Raw genomic sequence first — 24054 nt, forward strand, 5'->3', positions numbered from 1 at the left:
TAATGGCGTAAACCCGCCGGGCTTCTTATTGCCCAAATTCAGGAGAAACAACGATGCGAAATATTGAAACCCGTACCATTAAAACAGGACCAGATGATGCTGGACTCAACCTGCTGCTGACTGAGGCACGCAAAGAAGAACGCCGGGGACGCGCAGATGTGATGGCTGCGCGTCTGGATTCTTTAGCTGCCCGTATCGTGTCACGTCAGCTTAACCACACGGAAGCGGCTGAGCTGCTGCGTCAGGAAGCTGTGAAGATTCAGAACGAAGCGCAGGAGATCCACTGATGGCTGATTCAATGGACCTCGTACAGCAGCGCGTTGAAGAAGAACGCCAGCGCCACATCCACACCGCCCGCAATAAGGCACCGGGCGTTTCCCGTGTTCTCTGCATTGATTGTGATGCGCCGATCCCGCCAGCTCGCCGCCGCGCCATTCCGGGCGTGCAGTGCTGCGTCACTTGTCAGGAAATTGCAGAGCTGAAAGGCAAACACTACAACGGGGGTGCTGTATGAGCACTATCCTGAAATGGGCGGGAAATAAAACCGCCATCATGCCGGAACTGATTAAGCACCTTCCTGCTGGCCCGCGACTGGTTGAACCTTTCGCGGGTTCATGCGCTGTAATGATGGCGACAGACTATCCTCATTATCTTGTCGCAGATATTAATCCTGATTTGATTAATCTTTATCTGATGATTCAGAAAGACCATGAGGCTGTCATTCAAATAGCGAGGGAGTTATTTAAAGATTTTAATTCGGATGTTAAGTATTACCGTGTCCGCCAGCATTTCAATTACTCCATTTCTAATGAGGTAGAAAAGGCGGCATATTTTCTGTATTTAAATCGCCATGGCTATCGTGGTCTTTGCCGTTATAACCAGAAGGGTGAATATAACAATCCATACGGACATTATAAAAAACCGTACTTTCCTGAAAATGAAATACGCACTTTTGCCGTGAAAGCTAAACGTGCAATGTTTATTTGTGCCAGCTTTGAGGAAACACTGGCGCTGCTGCAGGCTGGTGATGTTGTTTATTGTGATCCGCCATACGATGGCACATTTAGCGGTTATCACACTGCCGGTTTTACAGAGGACGATCAGTATCATCTGGCGTCTATTCTTGAACGCCGGGCATCAGAAGGTTATCCGGTTATCGTGTCCAACAGCGACACCTCTCTGACACGTTCCTTATATCGTAATTTCACCCGTAACCGCATCACCGCAAAGCGCAGCATGGGCGTTGCTGCCGGTGACGGTAAATCTGCTGCGGAAATTATCGCCACAAAATCAGCAGGCTGGTTTGGTGTCGATTTGGCGTCCGGTCCAGATATCTCGGTGGAAACTGAGGTGCGGGCGTGGCAGTGAGTAAATTCACATTACATAATGCACCAACCACCGGCGGCTCGAATGAGGCCGCCGTGGCCTTTTCATGGAATAACCCCAAAAAAGCGGTTAACCCATATCTGGACCCGGCGGAAGTCGCGCCGGAGTCTGCGCTTTCAAACCTGATCGCTCTTTACGCTGCGGATAACGAGCAGGAGCAGCTGCGCCGTGAGGCGCTGAGCGATGAGGTCTGGGAACGCTATTTCTTCAATGAATCCCGTGATCCTGTCCAGCGCGAAATGGAGCAGGACCGGCTGATTAGTCGTGCCAAAATGGCGCGCGAGCAGCAGCGTTTTAATCCTGATCTGGTCATTCTGGCTGACGTTAACGCCATGCCGCCCCACATCAGCAAGCCTTTGCTGGAACGGATTAAATATTTCCATAGCCTGGGCAGGGCAAAGGCTTATTCTCGCTACCTGCGCGAAACCATCAGGCCGTGTCTTGAGCGGCTGGAGCGCGTGCGCGACAGTCAGGTGTCTGCCTCTTTCCGGTTCATGGCGAGCCATGACGGGCTGGAGGGGCTGCTGGTACTGCCTGAAATGAATCAGGATCAGGTCAAGCGCCTTTCTACGCTGGTTGCAGCACATATGAGCATGTGTCTTGATGCGGCCTGCGGTGATCTGTTTGTCAGTGACGATGTTAAACCAGAAGAAATCCGCCAGGCATGGGAAAGGGTTGCTGCAGAAGCCATGCGCCTTGAGGTCATCCCGCCAGCGTTTGAACGGTTACGCCGCAAAAAGCGCCGCCGCAAGCCGGTGCCTTATGAACTGATCCCACCATCGCTGGCGCGTATGCTGTGCGCGGACTGGTGGTATCGCAAACTGTGGCAGATGCGCTGCGAGTGGCGGGAGGAACATCTGCGCGCCGTCTGCCTGGTCAACAAAAAAGCGTCCCCGTATGTCAGCTATGAAGCCGTGATCCACAAACGCGAGCAGCGCCGCAAATCGCTGGAGTTCTTCCGCTCGCATGAGCTGGTCAACGAAGACGGCGACACGCTGGACATGGAAGACGTGGTGAACGCCAGCAACAGCAACCCGGCACACCGCCGTAATGAAATGATGGCCTGTGTTAAGGGACTGGAGCTGATCGCGGAAATGCGCGGAGACTGCGCAGTGTTTTATACCATCACCTGCCCGTCACGCTTCCACGCAACCCTCAACAACGGCAGACCTAATCCGAAGTGGACCAGTGCCACTGTCCGGCAGAGCAGTGACTACTTGGTTGATACGTTCGCCGCTTTCCGCAAGGCAATGCACAAGGCCGGGCTGCGCTGGTATGGCGTCCGCGTTGCAGAGCCGCACCATGACGGCACCGTGCACTGGCATCTTCTGTGCTTCATGCGCAAAAAAGACCGCCGTTCCATCACCGCGCTGCTGCGTAAGTTTGCCATCCGTGAAGACCGCGAGGAGCTGGGCACCAACACCGGGCCGCGCTTCAAGTCCGAGCTTATCAACCCGCGCAAGGGTACGCCGACCAGCTATATCGCCAAATACATCAGCAAGAACATCGACGGGCGCGGGCTGGCTAAAGAAATTAGCAAAGAAACAGGCAGATCACTGCGTGACAGCGCCGAGCATGTCAGCGCCTGGGCGTCACTGCACCGTGTCCAGCAATTTCGCTTCTTTGGCATTCCGGGGCGTCAGGCATACCGCGAGCTGCGCTTGCTGGCTGGTCAGGCGGCGAGAGTGCAGGGCGAACGCAAAGCGGGTGAGCCGGTACTGGATAATCCGCGTCTGGATGCGGTGCTGGCGGCGGCTGATGCGGGCTGCTTTGCCACCTACATCATGAAGCAGGGCGGTGTGCTGGTTCCCCGCAAACATCACCTTGTCCGCACGGCATATGAGCTTAACGACGAGCCGAGCGCCTACGGCGATCACGGTATCCGCATCTATGGCATCTGGTCCCCGATTGCGGAGGGCAAGATTTGCACGCACGCGGTGAAGTGGAAAAAGGTTCGTAAGGCCGTTGACGTTCAGGAGGCGGCAGCCGACCAGGGCGCTTGCGCCCCTTGGACTCGTGGCAATAACTGTCCCCCTGTTGAAAATCTGAACAAATCAGGGGGTGATTTACCCGATATTAAAACCATGAATGAGAAGGAGCTGCAGGAATATCTCCACAACATGGGCCAGAAGGAACGGCGGGAGCTGACAGCCAGGCTAAGACTGGTAAAACCGAAGCGGAAAAAAGCTTATAAACAGACTATTTCGGATCAGCAGCGCCTGCAGCTTGAGGCAGAACTGAATTCCAGAGGGTTCGATGGCAGTGAATCTGAGATCGATCTACTTTTGCGCGGCGGCAGTATCCCGTCAGGTGCCGGGCTGCGTATTTTTTACCGCAACCATCGCCTGCGGGAAGATGATAAATGGCGGCAATGGTACGGCTGATGCGGGGTAAACAATTTGTGCTTTATTGATCAGCATCAGATCCATCTAATTGACTGACCAAAAACAGTTTTACATTTTCCTTTTCCTACTATACTGTAATTATAAACAGTGGATATATATACAGTATTATGTATCCGTAGCAGTGAGAGGAGGGAAGATGCAGGACTATCTTTTGGAGTCTTTGAAACTCCAGCGCATTGATTTTTTTATCAAGCTTGTAGCTGCCAGTGAGTGCAGCGATGAAGAAAAGCGGCTGGCTATCCAGTGGGTGTCTGAACTGACCGATGAGCTGATGGCGAAAATTCGCAGCCATGAATACAGCCGGTCAATGGACGTAACCAGCTAAGGGGAATCTGTATGCGCATTGATATAATGATCGATAAAGAGCAGAAGATTAGCCAGTCCACGCTGGACGCCCTTGAAACCGAGCCTTACCGAAATTTGCGCCCTCTGTATCCCAAAACAGCTATCCGTATTCGCAAGGGGGGCGCCAGTGGTGTTGAGCTGAGCGGCTTAAATCTGGATGAAGACAAAAAGCGAGTGATGGAAATTATGCAGCAGGTCTGGGAGGACGACAGCTGGCTGGATTGGTGAACAGAATTTAGCCAAGCGATAAGTCATTTATCCGAGGGTGCGGCATTAGCCGCACTTTTATGGATGCTAGAACTGGTATTATAGATTTTTATTTTATCTAATATTTTGATTGTTATGTGTTTTTTACTTTTGTTTGTGAAAATTTTGTAGGGTAAAATCATCATCGAAGTCGAGTTAAAATGATGCTACAATCCTTCAAGTATAGAGGGAGGACTTATTTTGATTAAAGTTGTTGATCTTTTTTGCGGAGCAGGCGGCTTAACTCATGGTTTGCAACGAGCCGGATTGAATGTGGTTGCAGGTTATGATATTGATGCTACTTGTCGGTATGCTTATGAAAAAAATAACAATGCTTTATTTGTGCAAAAAAGCGTCACTGAACTTGATGAAGGGGAGATAAGTAAGCATTTTAAGGATGCATCAATTAAAGTTTTAGCTGGGTGCGCTCCATGCCAGCCCTTTTCTAGTTATACAAATACTGATAAATCAGTAAAAAAAACAAAAGACCATCGATGGCCTCTATTATATAGCTTTGCTAAGCAAATCCAATCAAGTGCACCAGATATAGTCACTATGGAGAATGTTCCAAGAGTTATTAACCACAAGGTTTTTAAAGATTTTGTAAAGACTTTGAAATCTGAGGGGTATTCCGTTTGGTATGATACCGTATTTTGTCCTGATTATGGAATGGCCCAAAGTCGATCTAGATTAGTGTTATTAGCGTCCAGGTTTGGTGAAATAAAGCTAATCCCACCGACACATGATAAAAATAACTATAACACTGTACGTAGCGTTATTGGAGGATTGCCTCCAATTGATGCTGGATCGAGTGATGAAAAAGACAGACTTCATTATGCTGCATCTTTATCACCATTAAATATGGAGCGAATAAAACATTCTAAGCCAGGGGGAACATGGAAAGATTGGCCTGAGTTCTTACGGGCGTCTTGCCATACCAAAGAATCAGGCTCTTCTTATACTGCAGTTTATGGAAGAATGAGCTGGGATAAACTTGGCTCGACAATTACAACACAGTGTATAGGTTTTGGTAATGGTCGGTTTGGTCATCCAGAGCAAAATAGAGCTATTAGTCTAAGAGAGGCAGCTTTACTTCAATCTTTTCCTCTAACGTATGAATTTTGGCCCGCTGAAGTCAAAGTTGAGCTCAGGAATGTTGCCAGACTTATTGGGAATGCTGTGCCGGTGAGGCTCGGTGAAGTTGTTGGACAAAGTATTATTGAACACCTTAAAAGAAAATAAAAAGGGCGAATCGCCCTTTTTTTAGATACCATCGACAATTTTCATGATGCGTGCGGCATCATCTTTCTTACTCTGATACTCAGAGTATGCTTGTTTGGATTGTATTATAAGGTCGCTATATGTTAATACCTTCGCATTTATAGATTGTAGCTGTGAGCGAATATAATTATCTCCATTTCCGTCATAACCTTTACCTACAAGAAAAACTACATCTATCGGTGGTATTTTTCCGCCAGGGCAGCTATTTGGGTTGTTTCTAAACCACTGCTCTGTGGCAACAACATATTTCCTTCCTTGACCCACTAATGCCAAAATATCGGGATATACTTTTGGTCTTTTCATTTCAATTATGACGTGTTTACCTGAAACGGTTTTGAAGGCTATATCAATTCTTGCACCACTTTCAGCGTCGGGATTAACTTCTTTCAATTCCTTAGTTAGGGTTTGCTCCATAACTGTGGAGCCAGTAACCCTTTCCCATGATGGGTCTAACAGCCACAGGTGGTCATAAAGATATTTTTGGACAGCTTTCTCTAACTCATTGTCATCTGTGATTTTTTGAAATTTCTCAATAACTTTCAAACGCTGTGATGTTATTTCATAAAAAAGGCTTGCTTCAATATCATTTACAGAAGCAAAGACCTCCCTAAAATGTTCTGAGTTTAAATCGCTAATTTTATCTAAAGCATCAAGATTATCTTTAATTCTTAATCTTTCAAAAGCAAGAACTGTATTTTTTAATACGGTTTTTTTCGCAATCTTCTGGCTTTCCTCATCTCCAGAAAATCTAAATGTGTTGATTTTACCGAGTAATTTTTCGGCGCTGTTTCTTTCATGTTTTGACATGGAGTCAAGCCATTCACTTACAGCAGGTGAAGTTTTTTTAACCTCGCTAAGTCCTTTTGATCTTCGCCATTCATCCCATTCTTTATCTATTTTTTGTAATGTCCGTTCTAAGAAACCCTTAATTACAGGATAGCGAGGATCATTCTGTTGTAATTTCTGCCGGGAAGAAGTTGCCATGTCAGGTTTTTCATTTTCATCTAAAAAATCTGCGACAAGTTCTCCTACTAAATAATTTGTAAAAACTTTTGCGCTTCCAAATTCAAGTAATATATCTTCTTCAAATACACGACCATTGGATATTACAGTTATCGTGTTGTTAGATATTTCAGGGTCCTTTTTAAGTTGAGATGGTTTCTCAACGCTACCTATATAACCAGTAATGAAATAATCTACACCTTCAAAAGATAGTTTGTTATCTAGAAGGCTTTTTTTAGAAAGGTTTTTGCAAGTTTTAACTCTTACGGGATCTGAACTACCAAACTCCCATAGGAATTCAAGATCTGAAAGGAAGTCTCTATCTTCAGTAGTTATTTCAGTGTCATTGATTTTAACTATAAAATCATGACCAGGACCAATTATGCTAAACCGTCTGGCAAGTCTTTTTCTTAGATAGGTCTGAGTTCTGTCAATGGATTTTTTTAAATCCATAAGAACTATTGTCGTTCCTATACTAAAATCTGTTGGAACATTAATAGCATTAGCAACATATTGCTTACTGCTTTTTATACAGCGCTGCAATTCATCAACGTCAACCTCAAATCCTTGAGGCGTTTGGCCTTTTTTGTGAGAAAATACTTGGATTTTGTTAGCTAATGAAAACATTGCTAACTTACCAATGCCTTTTCTACCCATTACTTGCCGTTGTAATCCATCACTTTTATACCTTCCACTTTCTCTTCTGGCATATCCAACTTTTAGGAATTTATTAATGATGTCATCTTTTGACATTCCATGGCCATCATCTTTAATAATTACCTTTTCATTTTCAACATCTAGTGTGATGTCTACATTTTTAGCATCCGCATCCCAAGCGTTTGAGATTATTTCAGTTAAAACAGCTGGCGTATTAGAGTAAAGACTCATACCTAAATGATTCAATACATTCAGGTCTATTTTAATTTCGAAATCGGACATATCCTTTCCTTGCTGAAGCTTGTAGGTAGAGCTTGAGCGTACTCATGTGAACAAAATACCCCGAAACTAAACATTGATTTTGACTAAATGTCAAACGTAGATGTTGCATTGTGCAATGCATATCTATGCTGCATGAATCCGCATGATCGTTTGAGGATCGTTTTTGCTCAGGCCCGCCAGAACTGGCGGGCTTTTGCTTATATCGTGAAGGTGCATGAAAACCACTGCGTAAAGCGGGCAGGCGTGGCGGGGATACGAGCGCGCGCAACGGGGTGAAATGGTGAAAATCCGGCGCAATCTCCGGCACGCTGGCGGCTTCAATCGGTGAGGGTGAGGGAGCGGCAGCAAAAAAGAAGCGCCCCGCAGAATGCTGCTGGGGCGCTGTGAGGGGCGGTCTTGTTGTCGTGGTGCGGTGGGTCAGTCGTTGCGCTTGTCTTCTGTCAGTCCCAGCGTGTACGGCTCAAAGCGGATCACTTCTTCGCCCAGCCAGTCGTTAAGCTCCTGCAGTCGCTTCTGCAGCGGCATCAGCTCGTTGCGGACAAAGACGCGGCTGGCCTTTTCCACATCACCAAAGCCGCCGGTATTGTTGGGAATAATGCCCATCATCTGCGGCGGTACGCGGTGCGCTGCCATCATATCATCGCGGCTCACGTTCTTGATGTTCAGAAACTCGTCTTTCGCCGCAACCTCTGATAACGGGATGATCTGGATGCCGTCCTTTTTACCGTTGGGCGAATACATAAACAGGTTGCGGAAGTTGCCCGGCCCTTTGGCGCTTTTCATTGCCTGGCGTATATTGTTCACGTCCTCCTGATTCTGTGCTGCGTCGGTCATGTACATGATGAAACCCGCGTGGCTGCCGTTGATATAATACTTCCGGCGGAACAGCGTTGCGGACTCGTTGAGCAGGGTTGACGGAATGGCAGAAAGATAGCCGGGCAGCCCGTAAATCTCCTGGTTAATATCCGGCTCCAGCAGATGAAAGATGTTGCCCTGCGTAAATTCATAGGGCTGCGTGGTCAGGCCATACTGCACAAACCAGTAGGTGTCGAGGTCCACGCCTCGCCGTGTGTACTTCGCCAGCGCTGGCTCAAGTGAGAGAACGCCGCCGAGCCGGTTGGTGCGTTTTTCCAGATAGGCGTTACCGAACACCAGATAGTCCTGGACGAAACGGGCAAAAGCCTGCTGGCTGAGCAGGCGGTGCGGGATGTAGGTACTGCTGAGAATGTCACGCTTAACGGCAATCGGTGAGCTGTGATGCACGGCGGCGCGGTAGGTCCGCGCCAGTCCGTCAAAGCTCACCGGCGGCTCATACCAGCGGTCCATCTGCACGCATTCCACGTAGTCCAGCAATTCGCGTCGGTCTAACACCGGCACCGGGTCGCCAAAGCTGAACGCCTCCGCCGCAGCGCCGCCTGATTGTGCGTTGTGATCTACCGCTGAGCGGTTATTCTTGTTTTTACGTTTGCTCATGCCGCCTGCTCCTTGTCAGCCTGGGGCCATTCGCACATAAACAGCATTTTCCAGTCCTCTGCTGATAATTCTTTTTTCATGTCATTCAGCCATTCATCATCAAAGAGCGCGGCTCCGGTTGCGAGCGTTGCCCCGGATGCTGCAGCGTCATCAGCGGTAAAGGTCATGCTGGTTGTGCTGTTGCGGGAAATCAGCTTCTTGTATTCCCGCCATGCTTCCGTGCTGGGGCTTGGGGTGGTGTAGTAGGTAGCGTGATAGCGCGCGTGCATGGACAGGCCTTTAGCGAGCGCAATCATATTTTTCGGGGAGTCCGCCCAGGCATACTCTGACACGTAGACGTTTCCATGGAGCGCGGCGGCGAGGCTTTCCGGCCCGATAAAATAAATGACCGCACCGTTTGGTAGTTCCAGATGCGTTTTGCCTGATTTTATTTTTCCTGGGTGTGTCCAGGCTACGGCCTGATCTATAAAGGCTGACATATAGGTTTTGACGGTCAGGGCGGATGCCGGGGTGCAGCCCAGAAAAATCTGGTTGCGTCCGGTATGCAGTGCATCGTTCAGGGCTTCGTAGGCGAAAAAGAAATCTGCGCCAGCCTGACGCATTTTTGTAAGCACACGGTTTCTGCTGCGTGCGCCGCTGTTCCATTCATGCTGGTAAGCAAAGAAAGGGCGATCTACAGGCAGGCTGGCGGTGGTCATGAGGTTAGTTGGGGTTGAGTGCATCAGAAAATCTCCACAATGTTGCTGGTATTGGCGGCTTCGCCCTGCAGCGGTTCGTTAAACAGTGCGTGCATCGTTGCCCAGGCCAAATCGGCGTGGCTGGCTTCTTCGCTGCGGCTGGCTTCGTAAGTGGGACGGTTTCCGCTGGCGGTAGTGGCGCGGCGGATAGCCATAAAGGACTGCGCAATGTCGGTGTGTCCTGCGTCAAACTCCAGACGGCGGTGGCTGATAATGTCGTATGCCTTGAGCACAAGGGCGTTTTTGACGTTGGGGTTGTAGACAAACTCCCGCACGGCAGGAAAGAACGCTTTCACGTTCTCGTAGACACCGTGACCGACGCCGGTAGAGTCGATACCGATATAGGTCACGTTGTACTGCTGCGTCAGCTTTTTGATAGCGTCAGCCTGGGCGCGGAAGTCCATCCCGCGCCACTGGTGCCGCTCAAGAATGCGGAACTTGCCGCCCGGTACGGTTGGCGGTGCCACCACCACGCACCCGGCGCTGTCACCGTTCTGCGTGCCTTTCGCCGGGTCGTATCCGATCCAGACTTCGCGCCAGCCAAACGGGCGCAGCGCCAGCGCCTGAAAATCTGCCCACACTTCCCAGCTGTCCACCATGCACGCCTGCAGCTCGCTGAGAGGGAATACTGACGCCAGATCGTCAATAAATTCGCACATCAGCAGGTTCTGGTATTCGTCCGGGCTGTACTCCATGCGCAGCTGGTCGAGGTCGAACAGATTACAGCCGCCGCGCACCGCATCCTCCACGGTGACGATCTGGCGATACTGTCCGTCCGGGCAGAGCACGCCGCGCGCAAGGTTGCTGTGGGTCAGGTCAATGTCCACTTTGTCCGCTTTGGCACGGCCCCTGTTGAACAGCGCGCCGGACCAGAACGGATAGGCGCTGTGGGTCAGGCTGGACGGCGTGGAGAAGTAGGTTTGTCGCCATTTCTTGTGAATGGCCATGCCGGAGGCAACCTTGCGCAGCTCCTGGAATTTCGGTATCCAGAAATACTCATCAAGGTACAGGTTGCCGTGGTAGCTCTGCGCCGTGCGGGCGTTGGTGCCGAGGAAGTACAGGCACGCACCGTTGCTGAGGGTCATCGGGTCGCCTTTCAGCTCAACATCCACCTCTTTTGCAAAGTCGATGATGTACTGCTTAAAGACGTGCGCCTGCGCCTTACTGGCTGAGAGGAAAATCTGGTTGCGCCCGGTGGTGATGGCGTCAATCAGCGCTTCGCGGGCAAAAAAGTATGTTGCCCCGATCTGGCGTGATTTAAGCAGGTTGCGAATGCGGTGTTTTACGCCCGCCTGCCACCAGTGGCGCTGATATTCAAACATGCCGTTGCGGAAAATTTCTTCCAGTTTTTCGGTCTGTTCATCAGTGAAAACATTCTTTTCGGGCTGGCGGCGTGGCCCTTTGTTACGGTTGGCAACGTTCGGGTTTAAGTCTGCTTCGTTGCCGCCATCGTTAAATTTACCGATCCGGGCGTGGCGCTCAGACTGACGCGCCAGCAGGTCAATTTCCTTGAAGTCTTTCCCTTCTTTCTGCTCCTTCATGATGAGCTGGCAGTAACGTGCGGCGGTGGTGAGCTGCATCTGATCCAGCGGCCCATAGTCGCCCCATTTGTCGCGCTTCTTCCAGCTGTGAACGGTTGCAACTTTCTCACCCAGCATTTCAGCAATGCGGGCTACGCGGTATCCCTGAAAGTACAGCAGCATGGCCTGCCGACGGGGATCGAGGTCTGCGGGGGTCAGTGTGGTGTTCATGGCACAAACATACGGCCTTGACAGGCGGCTTTCCCCGGCTGCGGTTTGTGTGGTTTACCGTACAAGTGCCGCGCGTTGTTTCGCTCCCCCCATCACCGCAAACATAAGGCTCCAGTAAGTTTTTTCTAACGGAGCACGGCTCATGACAGTGAAAGCAAAGCGTTTCCGTATCGGGGTGGAAGGTGCCACCACTGACGGGCGCGAAATCCAGCGTGAATGGCTGGTACAGATGGCTGCCAGCTACAACCCGACGGTCTATACCGCGCTGATTAACCTTGAGCACATCAAGTCTTATCTGCCGGACAGCACCTTTAACCGCTACGGCAGGGTGACGGGGCTGGTTGCAGAAGAAATCAAGGACGGGCCGCTGGCGGGCAAGATGGCGCTTTATGCCGATATCGAACCCACGGACGCCCTGGTGGAACTGGTAAAGAAAGGCCAGAAGCTTTTCACCTCCATGGAGGTCAGCACGAAGTTTGCCGACACCGGCAAAGCCTACCTTGTGGGGCTGGGTGCGACGGACGATCCGGCGAGCCTTGGCACCGAAATGCTGGCATTCAGCGCCAGCGCCGCGCATAACCCGCTGGCGAACCGTAAGCTGAACCCTGAAAACCTGTTTTCGGAAGCGGTTGAAACGCTGATCGAATTGGAAGAAGTCCAGAACGAAAAGCCGTCCCTCTTTGCCCGCGTCACCGCGCTGTTCACCAAAAAAGAGCAGACCGATGAGGCGCGTTTCTCCGACGTGCATAAAGCCGTGGAACTGGTCGCCACTGAGCAGCAGAACCTGAGCGAGCGCACGGATAAATCCCTGACCGAACAGGACAAGCGCCTTTCTGAGCTGGAGTCCTCCCTGCAGGAGCAGCAGGCCGCCTTTGCCGAACTTGAGCAAAAGCTGAGCAGCGAAGACTGCCGTAAAGACTACCGCCAGCGCGCACCGGGCGGTGACGCACCGGCAGGCACCCTGACCAATTGCTGATGGAGCATAAAACCCGATGAAAAAGAAAACCCGCTTTGCCTTTAACGCTTACCTGCAGCAGCTGGCGCGCCTGAACGGTGTGGAGATTGAAGAACTCTCCAGCAAGTTCACCGTGGAGCCGTCCGTGCAGCAGACGCTGGAAGACCAGATCCAGCAGTCCGCCGCTTTCCTGACGCTGATTAACATCACGCCGGTCACTGAGCAGTCCGGGCAGTTGCTGGGGCTGGGCGTTGGCAGCACCATTGCCGGAACCACCGATACCACCACCAAAGAGCGCGAGCCTACCGATCCGACGCTGATGGAAGACGTGGAATACAAATGCGAACAGACCAACTTTGACACGGTGCTGACCTACGCAAAACTGGACCTGTGGGCGAAGTTCTAGGACTTCCAGGTGCGTATCCGCAACGCCATCGTCAAGCGTCAGGCGCTGGACCGCATCATGATCGGCTTTAACGGCGTGAAGCGTGCCAAAACCTCCAACCGTGCTGAAAACCCGCTGCTGCAGGACGTCAATAAAGGCTGGCTACAGAAAATCCGCGAAGACGCGCCGGATCACGTCATGGGCAGCACCACAAAAGACGGTGCAACGACTGCAGGCGCGGTCAAAGTGGGCAAGGGCGGCGACTATGCCAACCTGGACGCCGTGGTGATGGATGCCGTCAACGAGCTGATCGACGCGGTTTATCAGGATGATGACGATCTGGTTGTCGTCTGCGGACGTGAACTGCTGTCTGACAAGTATTTCCCGCTGGTCAACAAAGAGCAGGACAACAGCGAGAAAATTGCCGCCGATCTGATCATCAGCCAGAAACGCATGGGCGGCCTGCAGGCCGTGCGTGCGCCTTACTTCCCGGCAAATGCCCTGCTGATCACCCGTCTGGATAACCTGTCCATCTACTGGCAGGAAGATACCCGCCGCCGTTCTGTTATCGACAACCCGAAACGTGACCGGATTGAAAACTTTGAGTCCGTCAACGAGGCGTATGTGGTCGAGGACTACCGCTGCGCAGCGCTGGTAGAGAACATCGAGATCGGTGATTTCAGCGCGCCTGCCGTACCGGAAGGTGGGGAATAACGCATGAGCCTGAGTCCCGCACGGCAGCACCGCCTGCGCATTCAGGCCGAACAGGCCGCCCGTGAGGGCGGCAGTGTTCGCCATGCGTCGGGCTATGACCTGATGTTGCTGCAGCTGGCAGAAGACCGTCGCCGCCTCAAGGGCGTCCAGTCCACAGTGAAAAAGGCGGAAATCAAGGTGGAGCTGCTGCCGAAATATTCCGCCTGGGTGGAGGGCGTGCTGGCTGCCGGAGGTGCGCAGCAGGATGACGTGCTGATGTACGTGATGCTGTGGCGTATCGATGCCGGTGATTATGCCGGTGCGCTGGAAATCGGGCGTTATGCGCTGCGCCATGGCTGGGTTATGCCGCTGGGCAACCGTAACGTGCAGACCGTGCTGGCAGAAGAAATGGCAGACGCGGCGCAAAGCGCTCTGTTAGCCGCTGCCGGTTTTGATGCAGATCTGCTTTTGCAGACGCTGGACCTGACAACCGATCTGGATATGCCGGACCAGTCGCGGGCGCGTCTGCATAAAGCCATCGGCGCTGTACTGAGCGAAAGCAACCCGGCATCTGCCCTGAATCACCTTACCCATGCGCTGCAGCTCGATCCCCGCTGTGGTGTGAAAAAAGATAAGCAGCAGTTGGAGCGCAGACTGCGCAAGGACAGCTGCTAAAGAACGTGCCCCGCGCACGGGCGGCACGGGGTAGCGAAAGGCACTGCCACATCAAAACCCCGTCCACCGCCCACTATTTCAGGAGAAAGCCGCATGAAGTTTGTTGCGCCCGAACAGGCACCGGAACAGGCGGAGGTCATCAAAAATACGCCGTTCTGGCCTGATGTGGACCTGTCGGAATTTCGCAGTGTGATGCGCACTGACGGCACGGTGACGCAGCCGCGTTTAAAGCAGGTCGTGCTGACGGCTATTTCTGAGGTTAACGCTGAGCTGTACGACTTCCGCAACCGTCAGCAGATGCTGGGCTGGCGGACACTTGCAGACGTTCCTGCAGAAATGCTGGACGGCAAAAGCGAGCGTATCCGGCACTACCACAACGCCGTTTTTTGCTGGGCGCGCGCCGTGCTCAATGAGCGTTATCAGGACTATGACGCCACGGCGTCAGGCGTGAAGCGAGGGGAGGAGCTGGCGGAAGCCAGCGGCGATCTGTGGCGTGATGCCCGCTGGGCCATCAGCCGGGTGCAGGATGCACCGCACTGTACGGTGGAGCTTATCTGATGAAAGTGCGTGCGCATCAGTATGACACGGTGGATGCGCTTTGCTGGCGTCATTACGGGCGCACGCAGGGTGTCACTGAGCAGGTTCTGCAGGCGAATCCGGGGCTGGCTGAGTACGGCCCATTTTTACCGCACGGGCTGCAGGTGGAGCTGCCGGACATTACGGCGTCAACCACGGCGCAGACCGTCCAGCTATGGGACTGAATTATGACGCTTGAACGAATCAGCGCCTTTATCACTTACTGCATCGCCGTGCTGCTGGCATGGCTGGGCGATCTGTCGCTCAAGGATGCGTCAACGGTTGGCGGCGTACTGATTGGTGTGCTGATGCTGGCTATCAACTGGTACTACAAACACCAGTCTTTCAAATTGTTACGTGGCGGCAAAATTTCGCGGGGGGAATATGAATCCTTCAATCGTTAAGCGCTGCCTTGTCGGGGCGGTGCTGGCTATCGCCGCCACGCTGCCCGGTTTCCAGTCGCTTCATACCTCCGTCGAGGGGCTGAAACTGATTGCCGATTACGAGGGATGCCGCCTGCAGCCTTATCAGTGCAGTGCGGGCGTATGGACTGACGGGATCGGCAATACGTCCGGTGTGGTGCCGGGGAAAACTATCACGGAGCGGCAGGCGGCGCAGGGACTTATCACCAACGTGCTGCGCGTGGAGCGGGCACTGGATAAATGTGTGGTGCAGCCGATGCCGCAAAAGGTCTATGACGCGGTGGTGTCGTTTGCTTTCAACGTGGGCACCGGCAACGCCTGCAGCTCCACGCTGGTTAAGTTGCTGAACCAGCGGCGCTGGGCGGATGCCTGTCATCAACTGCCGCGCTGGGTATATGTCAAAGGTGTGTTTAATCAGGGGCTGGACAACCGCCGCGCGCGGGAAATGGCCTGGTGCTTAAAAGGAGCATAACGGAATGAAAAAGAAAGTCATGAGCGTTTTTTCCCAGATGGCATGGGCTGCGCTGTTGGTTATCAGTCTGCTGTATCCGCGCAGCGGTGCGCCGGTTCTGGTTGGTGCGTCTGTCTGGGTGTCATGCTTCCTCGCCTGGCTGCTTGCTGCGCTGTGCGCTGTCGGGTGGTTCGCCGGAGATCGGGCACGCGATGAGGTCAGGGCGGCATTGCTGAAATTCAGGGCGCACCCCGTAAAACCCGTGCGCACATGGGTAATCAGGCTGCTTATTGTTCTGTGCCTGGCGTTTTCGGGATGGGTGATCACCCTGGTGTTTTACCTGCTGACGCTGGTTTTGTATCAGATTGCCCGCGCGCAGCTTCATGAGCCGATGGCAGCCTGATGCGTGCGCTGGCGGTAGTGCTGGCGCTGGCGCTGGCGGCGCTGGGCTGGCAGTCATGGCGGCTTAACAATGCCAGCCACACCATCGAGACGCAGGGTGCGGCGCTGAAAAGCAAAACGCAGGAGCTGACGAAGAAAAACAGCCAGCTGATCGGCCTGTCCATTCTGACCGAAACCAACAGCCGGGAGCAGACGCGGCTTTATGCGGCAGCGGAGCAGACCACCGCACTGTTGCGAAGTCGCCAGCGCCGGATCGAGGAGCTAAAACGTGAAAACGAGGATTTACGCCGCTGGGCTGACACTCCTTTGCCTGCTGACATTATCAGGTTGCGGGACCGCCCGGCCCTCGCCGGAGGTGCAGCTTACCGTGAGTGGCTGTCCCAGAGTGACGCAGTGCCGCCTGGAAAGGTCAGCGCCGCGCAGTAACGGCGATCTGAATGCGGTGCTGGATGAAACCGAGGCCGCCTGGGCGGTCTGTGCTGACAAAGTGGACACGATTATTGCGTGTCAGGAGCGAGACAGTGAACAAACCGCAGTCCTTACGCAGCGCCCTGAATAAAGCGGTTGCCTATGTCCGCGATAACCCGGACAAGCTGCACCTTTTCGTTGATAACGGATCACTGGTGGCAACCGGTGCCAGCTCTATGTCATGGGAGTACCGCTACACCCTGAACGTGGTGATCGAGGATTTCAGCGGCGACCAGAATCTGCTGATGGCTCCTGTGCTGCTGTGGCTAAGTGACAACCAGCCGGATGCCATCAATAACCCGGATCTGCGTGAAAAACTGTTCACCTTTGAAGTGGATATTCTGCGCAACGATGTGTGCGATATCAGCATGAACCTGCAACTGACTGAGCGTGTGCTGGTCAGCACTGACGGCAGCGTGTCGAGCGTTGAAGCGGTGCCGGAGCCGGACGAACCCGAAGAAATGTGGACGGTGAAACGTGGATGAGCTGCAGAGGGTGGACGACTGGCTGACGGTGCTACTGGCGAATCTGGAGCCTGCAGCTCGCAGCCGTATGATGCGGCAACTGGCGCAACAGCTGCGCCGGACGCAGCAGCAGAACATCAGGCTGCAGCGTAATCCTGACGGTAGCGGCTATGAGCCGCGACGGGTGACAGCCCGCAGCAAGAAGGGGCGCATCAAACGCCAGATGTTTGCAAAACTTCGCACCACAAAATACCTGAAAACCGCCGCCAGTGCGGACTCCGCCAGCGTGCAGTTTGATGGCAAGGTGCAGCGCATTGCCCGTGTTCACCATTACGGCCTGCGGGATCGCGTCAGCCGCAAAGGCCCGGAAGTCCGATACGCAGAGCGCCGCCTGCTGGGCGTGAATGATGAGGTGGAAACCATCACCCGTGACACCCTGCTGCGCTGGCTGGCGGGGTGATCTTTGTGCCACCGCTGGCACAAGCGCCCGTGCTGCCTCCCTTTTCCCTCTGATGGCAACCTTTCGTTATGAATGCACAACTGACCGAAATCATGCGCCTTATCACCAACCTGATCCGCACCGGCACCGTGACCGAAGTGGACCGGGAAAACTGGCTGTGCCGGGTGAGAGTGGGTGAGCTTGAAACCAACTGGATTAACTGGCTGACGCTGCGTGCCGGTAGTGCCCGTACATGGTGGTGTCCGTCGCCGGATGAGCAGGTGGTGCTGCTGAGCATGGGCGGCAATCTGGAAACCGCTTTTGTGCTGCCCGCCATCTACTCCAATCAGTTTGCGCCGCCCTCGGATTCCGTGGACGGTTGCGTGACGGAGTACCCGGACGGGGGCTGGTTTGAGTATGAACCCGCCACCGGGCGGTGGCATGTCCGGGGTATCAAATCCATGGTGATCGAGGCGGCGGACAATATCACCCTCAAAACCGGTGAGTTTGTGGTGGAGGCTGATACCACGCGCATTAACAGCGAGGTGGTGATCAATGGCGGCGTCACCCAGGGCGGCGGCGCGATGAGTTCCAACGGGATCGTGGTGGATAAACACGGTCACACCGGCGTGGAGTCCGGCGGCGATACGTCAGGAGGCCCGGTATGACGCTGTATATCGGCATGAGCCAGGGCAACGGTAAGGCCATTACTGATACGGACCATCTGCGCCAGTCAGTGCGGGATATTCTGCTGACGCCGCAGGGCAGCCGGATTGCCCGCCGGGAGTACGGCTCCCTGCTTTCAGCCCTGATTGACCAGCCGCAGAACCCGGCGCTACGCCTGCAGGTCATGTCTGCGGTCTATGTGGCACTGAGTCGCTGGGAGCCACGGCTTACGCTGGATTCCATCACCATCAGCAGCAATTTTGACGGCTCCATGGTGGTTGAGCTTACCGGGCAGCGCAACAACAGCGCGCCGGTTTCCCTTTCGGTATCTACAGGAGCAGACAATGGCAGTGATTGACCTTTCCCAGCTCCCCGCGCCGCAGATAGTGGACGTGCCGGATTTTGAGACGCTGCTGGCTGAACGCAAGGCCGCTTTTGTGGCCCTTTATCCGGCGGATGAGCAGGACGCGGTACGGCGCACGCTGGCGCTGGAATCTGAACCCGTCACCAAGCTGCTGCAGGAAAGCACCTACCGCGAAATCCTGCTACGCCAGCGTATTAACGAGGCTGCGCAGGCGGTGATGGTGGCCTATTCGATGGGAAATGATCTTGAGCAACTGGCAGCCAACTGCAACGTGAAACGCCTGACGGTAGTGCCTGCTGATAATGATGCAGTACCGCCGGTCGCCGCAGTGATGGAAGATGATGAGGCGCTGCGCCAGCGCATCCCTGCTGCGTTTGAGGGGCTGTCGGTTGCTGGCCCGACGGGAGCCTATGAATTTCACGCCAGAAGCGCGGACGGGCGCGTGGCAGATGCCAGCGCAACCAGCCCGGCACCGGCGGAGGTGGTGCTTACCGTACTAAGCCGTGAGGGTGACGGTACGGCAGAGGCTGATCTGCTGGCGGTGGTGGAGCAGGCGCTTAACAGCGAGAACGTGCGTCCGGTGGCAGACCGCCTGACGGTGCGCAGTGCCGAAATAATCCCGTACAGCGTGGATGCGACGATCTTTCTTTATCCGGGGCCGGAAGCTGAGCCGGTGATGGCAGCAGCAAAAGCCAGCCTGCAGAGATACATCGCCAGTCAGACGCGGCTGGGCCGTGATATTCGCCGAAGCGCCATTTATGCCGCGCTGCACGTTGAGGGCGTCCAGCGTGTGGAGCTGGCGTCTCCGCTGGCTGATGTTGTGCTGGATAAAACGCAGGCGGCGTCCTGTACGGAATGGAGCGTGACCAACGGGGGCACGGATGAATAGCCTGTTGCCGCCCGGTTCATCGCCGCTTGAGCGCCGACTGGCGCAGACCTGCAGCGGGATTTCCGATCTGCAGGTGCCGCTACGCGACTTGTGGAACCCGGCAACGTGTCCGGTCAGCTTTCTGCCATATCTGGCGTGGGCGTTTTCCGTTGACCGCTGGGACGAAAGCTGGACGGAGAGCGTCAAGCGCCGCGTGGTGCAGGATGCTTTCTATATCCATCAGCACAAGGGGACGACGAGCGCCGTGCGGCGGGTTGTGGAGCCGTTCGGCTTCCTGATCCGCATTATTGAATGGTGGCAGACCGGTGAGATGCCGGGGACGTTTCGCCTGGACATTGGCGTGCAGGATCAGGGCATCACGGAAGAAACCTATCTGGAACTGGAGCGCCTGATTGGTGACGCCAAGCCGTGCAGCCGTCATCTGATTGGCATGTCCATCAACCTGCAGACCAGCGGCCCCTATTTTGTGGGCGCTGCCACCTACACCGGCGAAGAAATCACGATTTACCCGTATATCAACGAAACCATTATTTCCGGCGGCACTGCTTATGAGGGCGGAGCGGTCCATGTTATTGACACAATGAGAGTGAATCCATGAGCGCAAAATTTTATACCCTGCTGACGGATATCGGCGCGGCGAAACTGGCAAGCGCCGCCGCGCTCGGTGTCCCGCTGAAAATTACCCAGATGGCGGTGGGCGACGGCGGAGGCGTACTGCCGACTCCAAGCGCACAGCAGACAGCGCTGGTTGCTGAAAAGCGCCGTGCGGCATTGAATATGCTGTATATCGATCCGCAGAACAGCAGCCAGATTATTGCTGAACAGGTGATCCCAGAAACCGAGGGCGGTTGGTGGATTCGTGAGGTCGGTCTGTTCGATGATACCGGCGCGCTGATTGCCGTGGGCAACTGCCCGGAGAGCTACAAGCCGCAGCTGGCGGAGGGGAGCGGGCGCACGCAGACCGTGCGCATGGTGCTGATTACCAGCAGTACCGATAATATCACCCTGAAAATTGACCCGGCAGTGGTGCTGGCAACCCGCAAATACGTGGATGACAAGGTGCTGGAGCTAAAGGTGTATGTGGATGACCTGATGGCGGAGCATATTGCTGCAGCCGATCCTCATGCGCAATATGCCACAAAGGCCAGTCCGACATTCACCGGCACGCCGAAAGCACCGACGGCGGCGGCAGGTAACAATAGCACCCAGCTTGCCACCACTGCCTTTGTGCAGTCTGCACTGGTTGCCCTGATTAACGGTGCCCCAGCCACACTGGACACGCTGAAAGAAATTGCAGCCGCAATCAACAATGATCCCAATTTCAGCACCACCATTAATAACGCGCTGGCGCTGAAAGCCCCACTGGCAAGCCCGGCCCTGACCGGAACGCCGACGGCACCCACCGCTGCGCAGACAGTCAACAATACGCAGGTTGCCACCACGGCATTTGTTAAATCAGCCATCGCGGCGCTGGTCGCATCATCCCCTGCCGCACTGGACACGCTGAATGAGCTGGCGGATGCGCTGGGCAATGATCCTAACTTTGCTACGACCATGACAAACGCGCTGGCAGGTAAGCAACCATTGGATAACACACTTACTGCATTATCAGGAAAATCTGTCGCGGCTCTTCTCGAATACCTTGGTTTGGGAGATTTAGCCAAAGCGGGTGTTGGCAATGGGCTGATCGCCACAAATGGATACGCCACACTTCCCCTGATTATTGGCGGAGAAAAAAAGGTTCTTATCATTCAATGGGGAACTACGAGCACAACAGGTAGTGACGGAAAAGCTACTGCTACGTTTCCTGTTTCATTTACGCGACCCCCTTTTTATGTAGGCCTGACAGAAACAACCGGGGAAGCATCCGGCATTGGTTCTGTATGCGTGTGGTCAAGAGAGATCACATCCGCCACCACAACCGGTTTTGCGGCGCTGGCGTCAAAACCCTGGGCATCGGCGTTTACAGCCGGTGAAGCTGCAAATTATCTCGCGGTAGGATTCTAATAATGAGCAATTACGTTTACAGTCCGTCAAAAAACGCTTTCTTTCTGGTATCTAAAATGGCAGAGCACAAGTTGGAGGGTAATTGGCCCGAAGATGGCGTGGAAATTAGCGATGATTTATTCATCCAGTACACATCAACACCACCTGACGGGAAAGAGCGCGGTGTGGACAGTGATGGAATGCCGTGCTGGGTGGATCGACCAGAGCCGACAATAAAGGAGTTAATTGCTGCCGCAGAAAGCAAACAACAGCAATTAATTAACGAAGCTAACGGTTATATCAGTAGCCGACAGTGGCCCGGAAAAGCGGCTATTGGGAGATTAAAAGATGATGAGCTGACACGGTACAATATCTGGCTTGATTATCTGGATGCGCTGGAGGCGATTAATACCTCTGAACCGCAGGAAATTATCTGGCCTGAACGCCCGTAAGCATAATCACATCCCCGCTCCTGCGGGGGTTTTTTTCCTCCTTTCATTGTGCCATTCCCCACACATAGCCCGGCGCGTGCGCCGCGCGCATATCAACCAGAACATAGGCACACCCCCTGTAAACCGGAGAGACTGCCTTATGGCTCAGGATTACCACCACGGGGTGCGCGTTGTTGAAGTCAACGAGGGCACCCGATCCATTACTACGGTGAGCACCGCCATCGTGGGCATGGTCTGCACCGGCGATGATGCTGATGCGTCCATGTTTCCCCTCAATAAGCCTGTTCTGCTGACCGATGTGCTGACCGCCAGCGGTAAAGCGGGCGAGTCCGGCACGCTGGCCCGTTCGCTGGATGCGATTGCAGACCAGGCTAAACCCGTGACAGTCGTTGTGCGCGTGGCGCAGGGCGAAACCGAAGCGGAAACCACCTCCAACATTATCGGCGGCGTGACCGCTGACGGTAAAAAAACGGGCATGAAAGCGTTGCTTTCGGCGCAGTCGCAGCTGGGCGTCAAGCCGCGTATTCTCGGCGTGCCGGGGCATGACACGCAGGCGGTTGCCACTGAGCTGCTGAGCGTGGCGCAGAGTCTGCGCGGATTTGCCTATCTGTCCGCCTATGACTGCAAAACGGTAGAAGAAGCGATTGCATATCGTGACAATTTCAGCCAGCGAGAGGGGATGCTGATTTGGCCTGACTTCATCAACTTTGACACTGTGCTGAATGCAGATGCGACGGCTTACGCCTCTGCCCGTGCGCTCGGTCTGCGCGCCAAAATTGACGAGCAGACCGGCTGGCACAAAACCCTGTCTAACGTGGGCGTGAACGGCGTCACCGGCATTTCCGCAGATGTGTTCTGGGATCTGCAGGACCCGGCAACTGATGCGGGACTGCTGAACCAGAACGACGTCACCACGCTTATCCGCAAAGACGGCTTCCGCTTCTGGGGTTCCCGCTGCCTCAGTGACGATCCGCTGTTTCAGTTTGAAAACTACACCCGCACAGCGCAGGTGCTGGCTGACACCATCGCAGAAGCGCACATGTGGGCGGTGGATGGCGTGCTCAACCCGTCGCTGGCCCGTGACATTATCGAAGGTATTCGCGCCAAGCTGCGCAGCCTGAAAACGCAGGGCTACATCATCGGCGCAGACTGCTGGCTGGATGAGTCGGTGAACGATAAAGACTCCCTGAAAGCCGGGAAGCTCACTATCGACTACGACTACACGCCGGTGCCGCCGCTTGAAAACCTGATGCTGCGCCAGCGCATCACCGATCAGTACCTGCTGGATTTCTCCAGCCAGGTCAGCGCGTAAGGGGACACCATGGCTTTACCACGCAAGTTAAAACACCTGAACCTGTTCAACGACGGGAACAACTGGCAGGGGATCGTTGAGTCTCTGACCCTGCCGAAATTTACCCGTAAGTTTGAAAAGTATCGCGGCGGCGGTATGCCGGGCGCGGTGGACGTGGACATGGGGCTGGATGACGGCGCACTGGACACGGAATTTTCAATCGGCGGCACCGAACTGCTGTTATTCAAGCAGATGGGCAAAGCCACGGTTGACGGCATCCAGTTGCGTTTCACCGGCTCCATTCAGCGTGACGATACCGGCGAAGTGCAGGCCGTTGAGCTGGTTGTGCGCGGGCGTCATAAAGAAGTGGATTCCGGCGAGTGGAAAACCGGCGAAAGCAGCACCACGAAAGTCAGCAGCACCAACAGCTACGCGAAGCTGACCATTAACGGCGAGGTGCTCTATGAGGTCGATCTGGTCAACATGATTGAAATCGTTGACGGCGTGGACCTGATGGAAGAACACCGTAATGCCCTCGGCCTCTGATTAACCTTAACGGCGCGGGCAGCCGCGCCAGTATTTCATTAACAGGAAACGAACATGAGCGACAAGCTGACTGAAAAGACCGTGCAACTGGATACCCCGATCAAGCGTGGTAAAACTGAAATTACTGAAATTGTGCTGCGCAAGCCGCAGTCCGGCGCGCTGCGTGGCACCCGTCTGCAGGCCATTATGGATATGGACGTGGGCGCAATGATGACTGTGATCCCGCGTATCTCCACCCCGACGCTGACCGCGCAGGAAATGGCAGAGCTGGACCCTGCCGATCTCACCGCGTTGTCGGTTGAGGTGGTGACTTTTTTGTTGAAGAAGTCGGTGCTTGCCGATTTGCCGACAACCTGACGGTTGAT

Annotated in this window: 31 protein-coding genes and 1 pseudogene; 28 read left to right on the forward strand and 4 right to left on the reverse strand. The window is 54.1% G+C overall.

What is annotated here, in order from left to right; all coding sequences use genetic code 11:
* The first annotated feature begins 53 nt into the window (after nt 1–53).
* From OGV82_RS06025 to OGV82_RS06055, 7 genes are all read left to right on the forward strand, one after another.
* The gene (locus tag OGV82_RS06025; RefSeq protein WP_045415245.1) at nt 54–287 is read left to right on the forward strand and encodes a DUF2732 family protein; all 234 of its coding nucleotides are present in this window, start codon (nt 54–56) and stop codon (nt 285–287) included.
* The gene (locus OGV82_RS06030; RefSeq protein ID WP_013098805.1) at nt 287–514 is read left to right on the forward strand and encodes a TraR/DksA family transcriptional regulator; all 228 of its coding nucleotides are present in this window, start codon (nt 287–289) and stop codon (nt 512–514) included. Before OGV82_RS06025 ends, OGV82_RS06030 begins: the two co-directional genes overlap by 1 nt.
* The gene (locus OGV82_RS06035) at nt 511–1368 is read left to right on the forward strand and encodes a DNA adenine methylase (protein ID WP_286462618.1); all 858 of its coding nucleotides are present in this window, start codon (nt 511–513) and stop codon (nt 1366–1368) included. The genes OGV82_RS06030 and OGV82_RS06035 overlap by 4 nt, the downstream gene beginning before the upstream one ends.
* Nucleotides 1359–3770: a replication endonuclease gene (locus OGV82_RS06040; RefSeq protein ID WP_286462619.1), complete on the forward strand. Its 2412-nt coding sequence runs from the start codon at nt 1359–1361 to the stop codon at nt 3768–3770. The genes OGV82_RS06035 and OGV82_RS06040 overlap by 10 nt, the downstream gene beginning before the upstream one ends.
* 157 nt (nt 3771–3927) lie before the next feature.
* Nucleotides 3928–4116 carry a hypothetical protein gene (locus tag OGV82_RS06045; protein ID WP_001154444.1) on the forward strand — a complete coding sequence of 63 codons (189 nt, stop codon included), beginning with the start codon at nt 3928–3930 and terminating at the stop codon, nt 4114–4116.
* 11 nt (nt 4117–4127) lie between these two features.
* Nucleotides 4128–4364 carry a DinI-like family protein gene (locus OGV82_RS06050; RefSeq protein ID WP_286462620.1) on the forward strand — a complete coding sequence of 79 codons (237 nt, stop codon included), beginning with the start codon at nt 4128–4130 and terminating at the stop codon, nt 4362–4364.
* 216 nt (nt 4365–4580) lie between these two features.
* A complete protein-coding gene (locus OGV82_RS06055; protein ID WP_286462642.1) occupies nt 4581–5624 on the forward strand; it encodes a DNA cytosine methyltransferase in 1044 nt (347 codons plus the stop codon).
* A 21-nt stretch (nt 5625–5645) separates the two neighbouring features.
* Here OGV82_RS06055 and OGV82_RS06060 read toward each other — a convergent pair whose 3' ends face one another.
* From OGV82_RS06060 to OGV82_RS06075, 4 genes are all read right to left on the reverse strand, one after another.
* The gene (locus OGV82_RS06060) at nt 5646–7604 is read right to left on the reverse strand and encodes a BbrUII/HgiDII family restriction enzyme (RefSeq protein WP_286462621.1); all 1959 of its coding nucleotides are present in this window, start codon (nt 7602–7604) and stop codon (nt 5646–5648) included.
* A gap of 417 nt (nt 7605–8021) precedes the next feature.
* Nucleotides 8022–9077 (reverse strand): phage portal protein, encoded by a 1056-nt coding sequence (locus OGV82_RS06065; protein ID WP_063144843.1) that lies wholly within the window; start codon nt 9075–9077, stop codon nt 8022–8024.
* The gene (locus OGV82_RS06070; protein ID WP_286462622.1) at nt 9074–9775 is read right to left on the reverse strand and encodes a terminase large subunit domain-containing protein; all 702 of its coding nucleotides are present in this window, start codon (nt 9773–9775) and stop codon (nt 9074–9076) included. Before OGV82_RS06070 ends, OGV82_RS06065 begins: the two co-directional genes overlap by 4 nt.
* 23 nt (nt 9776–9798) lie before the next feature.
* Nucleotides 9799–11565 carry a terminase ATPase subunit family protein gene (locus tag OGV82_RS06075; RefSeq protein ID WP_063812752.1) on the reverse strand — a complete coding sequence of 589 codons (1767 nt, stop codon included), beginning with the start codon at nt 11563–11565 and terminating at the stop codon, nt 9799–9801.
* Between the two features lie 142 nt (nt 11566–11707).
* Between OGV82_RS06075 and OGV82_RS06080 the strand changes: the two genes are divergently transcribed.
* The 21 genes and pseudogenes from OGV82_RS06080 (at nt 11708) to OGV82_RS06180 (ending at nt 24046) form a co-directional block, all read left to right on the forward strand.
* Nucleotides 11708–12541 carry a GPO family capsid scaffolding protein gene (locus tag OGV82_RS06080; protein ID WP_286462623.1) on the forward strand — a complete coding sequence of 278 codons (834 nt, stop codon included), beginning with the start codon at nt 11708–11710 and terminating at the stop codon, nt 12539–12541.
* Nucleotides 12542–12557: 16 nt separating this feature from the next.
* Nucleotides 12558–13619 (forward strand): annotated as a pseudogene (locus tag OGV82_RS06085) (phage major capsid protein, P2 family).
* A 3-nt stretch (nt 13620–13622) separates the two neighbouring features.
* Entirely contained in the window at nt 13623–14273 is a 651-nt protein-coding gene (gene gpM, locus OGV82_RS06090) for a phage terminase small subunit (protein WP_286462624.1), read from the forward strand.
* Nucleotides 14274–14366: 93 nt separating this feature from the next.
* Nucleotides 14367–14831: a head completion/stabilization protein gene (locus tag OGV82_RS06095; protein WP_286462625.1), complete on the forward strand. Its 465-nt coding sequence runs from the start codon at nt 14367–14369 to the stop codon at nt 14829–14831.
* Nucleotides 14831–15034 carry a tail protein X gene (locus OGV82_RS06100; RefSeq protein ID WP_000868184.1) on the forward strand — a complete coding sequence of 68 codons (204 nt, stop codon included), beginning with the start codon at nt 14831–14833 and terminating at the stop codon, nt 15032–15034. The genes OGV82_RS06095 and OGV82_RS06100 overlap by 1 nt, the downstream gene beginning before the upstream one ends.
* A gap of 3 nt (nt 15035–15037) precedes the next feature.
* The gene (locus OGV82_RS06105) at nt 15038–15253 is read left to right on the forward strand and encodes an HP1 family phage holin (RefSeq protein WP_000171565.1); all 216 of its coding nucleotides are present in this window, start codon (nt 15038–15040) and stop codon (nt 15251–15253) included.
* Nucleotides 15234–15743, forward strand: coding sequence for a lysozyme (locus OGV82_RS06110; protein WP_001069919.1), 510 nt, complete (start codon nt 15234–15236; stop codon nt 15741–15743). Before OGV82_RS06105 ends, OGV82_RS06110 begins: the two co-directional genes overlap by 20 nt.
* Before the next feature lie 4 nt (nt 15744–15747).
* Nucleotides 15748–16125, forward strand: coding sequence for a DNZ54_00345 family protein (locus OGV82_RS06115; RefSeq protein WP_286462626.1), 378 nt, complete (start codon nt 15748–15750; stop codon nt 16123–16125).
* Entirely contained in the window at nt 16122–16550 is a 429-nt protein-coding gene (gene lysB / locus OGV82_RS06120) for an Rz-like lysis system protein LysB (protein WP_073511644.1), read from the forward strand. Before OGV82_RS06115 ends, lysB begins: the two co-directional genes overlap by 4 nt.
* Nucleotides 16435–16683 carry an Rz1-like lysis system protein LysC gene (gene lysC, locus OGV82_RS06125; protein WP_223229656.1) on the forward strand — a complete coding sequence of 83 codons (249 nt, stop codon included), beginning with the start codon at nt 16435–16437 and terminating at the stop codon, nt 16681–16683. Before lysB ends, lysC begins: the two co-directional genes overlap by 116 nt.
* Entirely contained in the window at nt 16646–17077 is a 432-nt protein-coding gene (locus OGV82_RS06130; RefSeq protein ID WP_103786887.1) for a phage tail protein, read from the forward strand. The genes lysC and OGV82_RS06130 overlap by 38 nt, the downstream gene beginning before the upstream one ends.
* On the forward strand, nt 17070–17516 hold the full coding sequence (locus OGV82_RS06135; RefSeq protein WP_286462627.1) for a phage virion morphogenesis protein: 447 nt from the start codon (nt 17070–17072) through the stop codon (nt 17514–17516). The genes OGV82_RS06130 and OGV82_RS06135 overlap by 8 nt, the downstream gene beginning before the upstream one ends.
* Before the next feature lie 68 nt (nt 17517–17584).
* The gene (locus tag OGV82_RS06140) at nt 17585–18163 is read left to right on the forward strand and encodes a phage baseplate assembly protein V (RefSeq protein WP_286462628.1); all 579 of its coding nucleotides are present in this window, start codon (nt 17585–17587) and stop codon (nt 18161–18163) included.
* A complete protein-coding gene (locus tag OGV82_RS06145) occupies nt 18160–18519 on the forward strand; it encodes a GPW/gp25 family protein (RefSeq protein ID WP_286462629.1) in 360 nt (119 codons plus the stop codon). The genes OGV82_RS06140 and OGV82_RS06145 overlap by 4 nt, the downstream gene beginning before the upstream one ends.
* Nucleotides 18506–19414, forward strand: a complete 909-nt coding sequence (locus OGV82_RS06150) for a baseplate assembly protein (RefSeq protein WP_286462630.1) — start codon at nt 18506–18508, stop codon at nt 19412–19414. The genes OGV82_RS06145 and OGV82_RS06150 overlap by 14 nt, the downstream gene beginning before the upstream one ends.
* On the forward strand, nt 19407–20012 hold the full coding sequence (locus OGV82_RS06155) for a phage tail protein I (protein ID WP_286462631.1): 606 nt from the start codon (nt 19407–19409) through the stop codon (nt 20010–20012). Before OGV82_RS06150 ends, OGV82_RS06155 begins: the two co-directional genes overlap by 8 nt.
* Nucleotides 20009–21421: a phage tail protein gene (locus OGV82_RS06160; RefSeq protein ID WP_286462632.1), complete on the forward strand. Its 1413-nt coding sequence runs from the start codon at nt 20009–20011 to the stop codon at nt 21419–21421. The genes OGV82_RS06155 and OGV82_RS06160 overlap by 4 nt, the downstream gene beginning before the upstream one ends.
* A 2-nt stretch (nt 21422–21423) precedes the next feature.
* Nucleotides 21424–21852 (forward strand): tail fiber assembly protein, encoded by a 429-nt coding sequence (locus OGV82_RS06165; RefSeq protein WP_286462633.1) that lies wholly within the window; start codon nt 21424–21426, stop codon nt 21850–21852.
* 139 nt (nt 21853–21991) lie between these two features.
* Nucleotides 21992–23164 carry a phage tail sheath protein gene (locus OGV82_RS06170; RefSeq protein ID WP_286462635.1) on the forward strand — a complete coding sequence of 391 codons (1173 nt, stop codon included), beginning with the start codon at nt 21992–21994 and terminating at the stop codon, nt 23162–23164.
* Nucleotides 23165–23173: 9 nt separating this feature from the next.
* On the forward strand, nt 23174–23689 hold the full coding sequence (locus OGV82_RS06175; protein WP_286462636.1) for a phage major tail tube protein: 516 nt from the start codon (nt 23174–23176) through the stop codon (nt 23687–23689).
* 54 nt (nt 23690–23743) lie between these two features.
* Nucleotides 23744–24046 carry a phage tail assembly protein gene (locus tag OGV82_RS06180; protein WP_286462637.1) on the forward strand — a complete coding sequence of 101 codons (303 nt, stop codon included), beginning with the start codon at nt 23744–23746 and terminating at the stop codon, nt 24044–24046.
* Nucleotides 24047–24054 lie beyond the last annotated feature (8 nt).

It is taken from the genome of Citrobacter sp. CK191 (assembly GCF_030333435.1).
GTDB lineage: Bacteria > Pseudomonadota > Gammaproteobacteria > Enterobacterales > Enterobacteriaceae > Citrobacter_B > Citrobacter_B koseri.

Excerpts from the sequence above, each read along its gene's own strand:
- OGV82_RS06095 (WP_286462625.1), top strand. The coding sequence starts at position 14,367 with ATGAAGTTTGTTGCGCCCGAACAGGCACCGGAACAGGCGGAGGTCATC.
- OGV82_RS06140 (WP_286462628.1), top strand. The coding sequence starts at position 17,585 with ATGAATGCACAACTGACCGAAATCATGCGCCTTATCACCAACCTGATC.
- OGV82_RS06145 (WP_286462629.1), top strand. The coding sequence starts at position 18,160 with ATGACGCTGTATATCGGCATGAGCCAGGGCAACGGTAAGGCCATTACT.
- OGV82_RS06105 (WP_000171565.1), top strand. The coding sequence starts at position 15,038 with ATGACGCTTGAACGAATCAGCGCCTTTATCACTTACTGCATCGCCGTG.
- OGV82_RS06065 (WP_063144843.1), bottom strand. The coding sequence starts at position 9,077 with ATGAGCAAACGTAAAAACAAGAATAACCGCTCAGCGGTAGATCACAAC.
- OGV82_RS06115 (WP_286462626.1), top strand. The coding sequence starts at position 15,748 with ATGAAAAAGAAAGTCATGAGCGTTTTTTCCCAGATGGCATGGGCTGCG.
- OGV82_RS06080 (WP_286462623.1), top strand. The coding sequence starts at position 11,708 with ATGACAGTGAAAGCAAAGCGTTTCCGTATCGGGGTGGAAGGTGCCACC.
- OGV82_RS06175 (WP_286462636.1), top strand. The coding sequence starts at position 23,174 with ATGGCTTTACCACGCAAGTTAAAACACCTGAACCTGTTCAACGACGGG.
- OGV82_RS06025 (WP_045415245.1), top strand. The coding sequence starts at position 54 with ATGCGAAATATTGAAACCCGTACCATTAAAACAGGACCAGATGATGCT.
- OGV82_RS06165 (WP_286462633.1), top strand. The coding sequence starts at position 21,424 with ATGAGCAATTACGTTTACAGTCCGTCAAAAAACGCTTTCTTTCTGGTA.
- OGV82_RS06045 (WP_001154444.1), top strand. The coding sequence starts at position 3,928 with ATGCAGGACTATCTTTTGGAGTCTTTGAAACTCCAGCGCATTGATTTT.
- OGV82_RS06180 (WP_286462637.1), top strand. The coding sequence starts at position 23,744 with ATGAGCGACAAGCTGACTGAAAAGACCGTGCAACTGGATACCCCGATC.
- OGV82_RS06075 (WP_063812752.1), bottom strand. The coding sequence starts at position 11,565 with ATGAACACCACACTGACCCCCGCAGACCTCGATCCCCGTCGGCAGGCC.
- OGV82_RS06150 (WP_286462630.1), top strand. The coding sequence starts at position 18,506 with ATGGCAGTGATTGACCTTTCCCAGCTCCCCGCGCCGCAGATAGTGGAC.
- OGV82_RS06035 (WP_286462618.1), top strand. The coding sequence starts at position 511 with ATGAGCACTATCCTGAAATGGGCGGGAAATAAAACCGCCATCATGCCG.
- OGV82_RS06110 (WP_001069919.1), top strand. The coding sequence starts at position 15,234 with ATGAATCCTTCAATCGTTAAGCGCTGCCTTGTCGGGGCGGTGCTGGCT.
- OGV82_RS06170 (WP_286462635.1), top strand. The coding sequence starts at position 21,992 with ATGGCTCAGGATTACCACCACGGGGTGCGCGTTGTTGAAGTCAACGAG.
- OGV82_RS06100 (WP_000868184.1), top strand. The coding sequence starts at position 14,831 with ATGAAAGTGCGTGCGCATCAGTATGACACGGTGGATGCGCTTTGCTGG.
- OGV82_RS06050 (WP_286462620.1), top strand. The coding sequence starts at position 4,128 with ATGCGCATTGATATAATGATCGATAAAGAGCAGAAGATTAGCCAGTCC.
- OGV82_RS06060 (WP_286462621.1), bottom strand. The coding sequence starts at position 7,604 with ATGTCCGATTTCGAAATTAAAATAGACCTGAATGTATTGAATCATTTA.
- OGV82_RS06070 (WP_286462622.1), bottom strand. The coding sequence starts at position 9,775 with ATGACCACCGCCAGCCTGCCTGTAGATCGCCCTTTCTTTGCTTACCAG.
- OGV82_RS06160 (WP_286462632.1), top strand. The coding sequence starts at position 20,009 with ATGAGCGCAAAATTTTATACCCTGCTGACGGATATCGGCGCGGCGAAA.
- gpM (WP_286462624.1), top strand. The coding sequence starts at position 13,623 with ATGAGCCTGAGTCCCGCACGGCAGCACCGCCTGCGCATTCAGGCCGAA.
- OGV82_RS06155 (WP_286462631.1), top strand. The coding sequence starts at position 19,407 with ATGAATAGCCTGTTGCCGCCCGGTTCATCGCCGCTTGAGCGCCGACTG.
- OGV82_RS06030 (WP_013098805.1), top strand. The coding sequence starts at position 287 with ATGGCTGATTCAATGGACCTCGTACAGCAGCGCGTTGAAGAAGAACGC.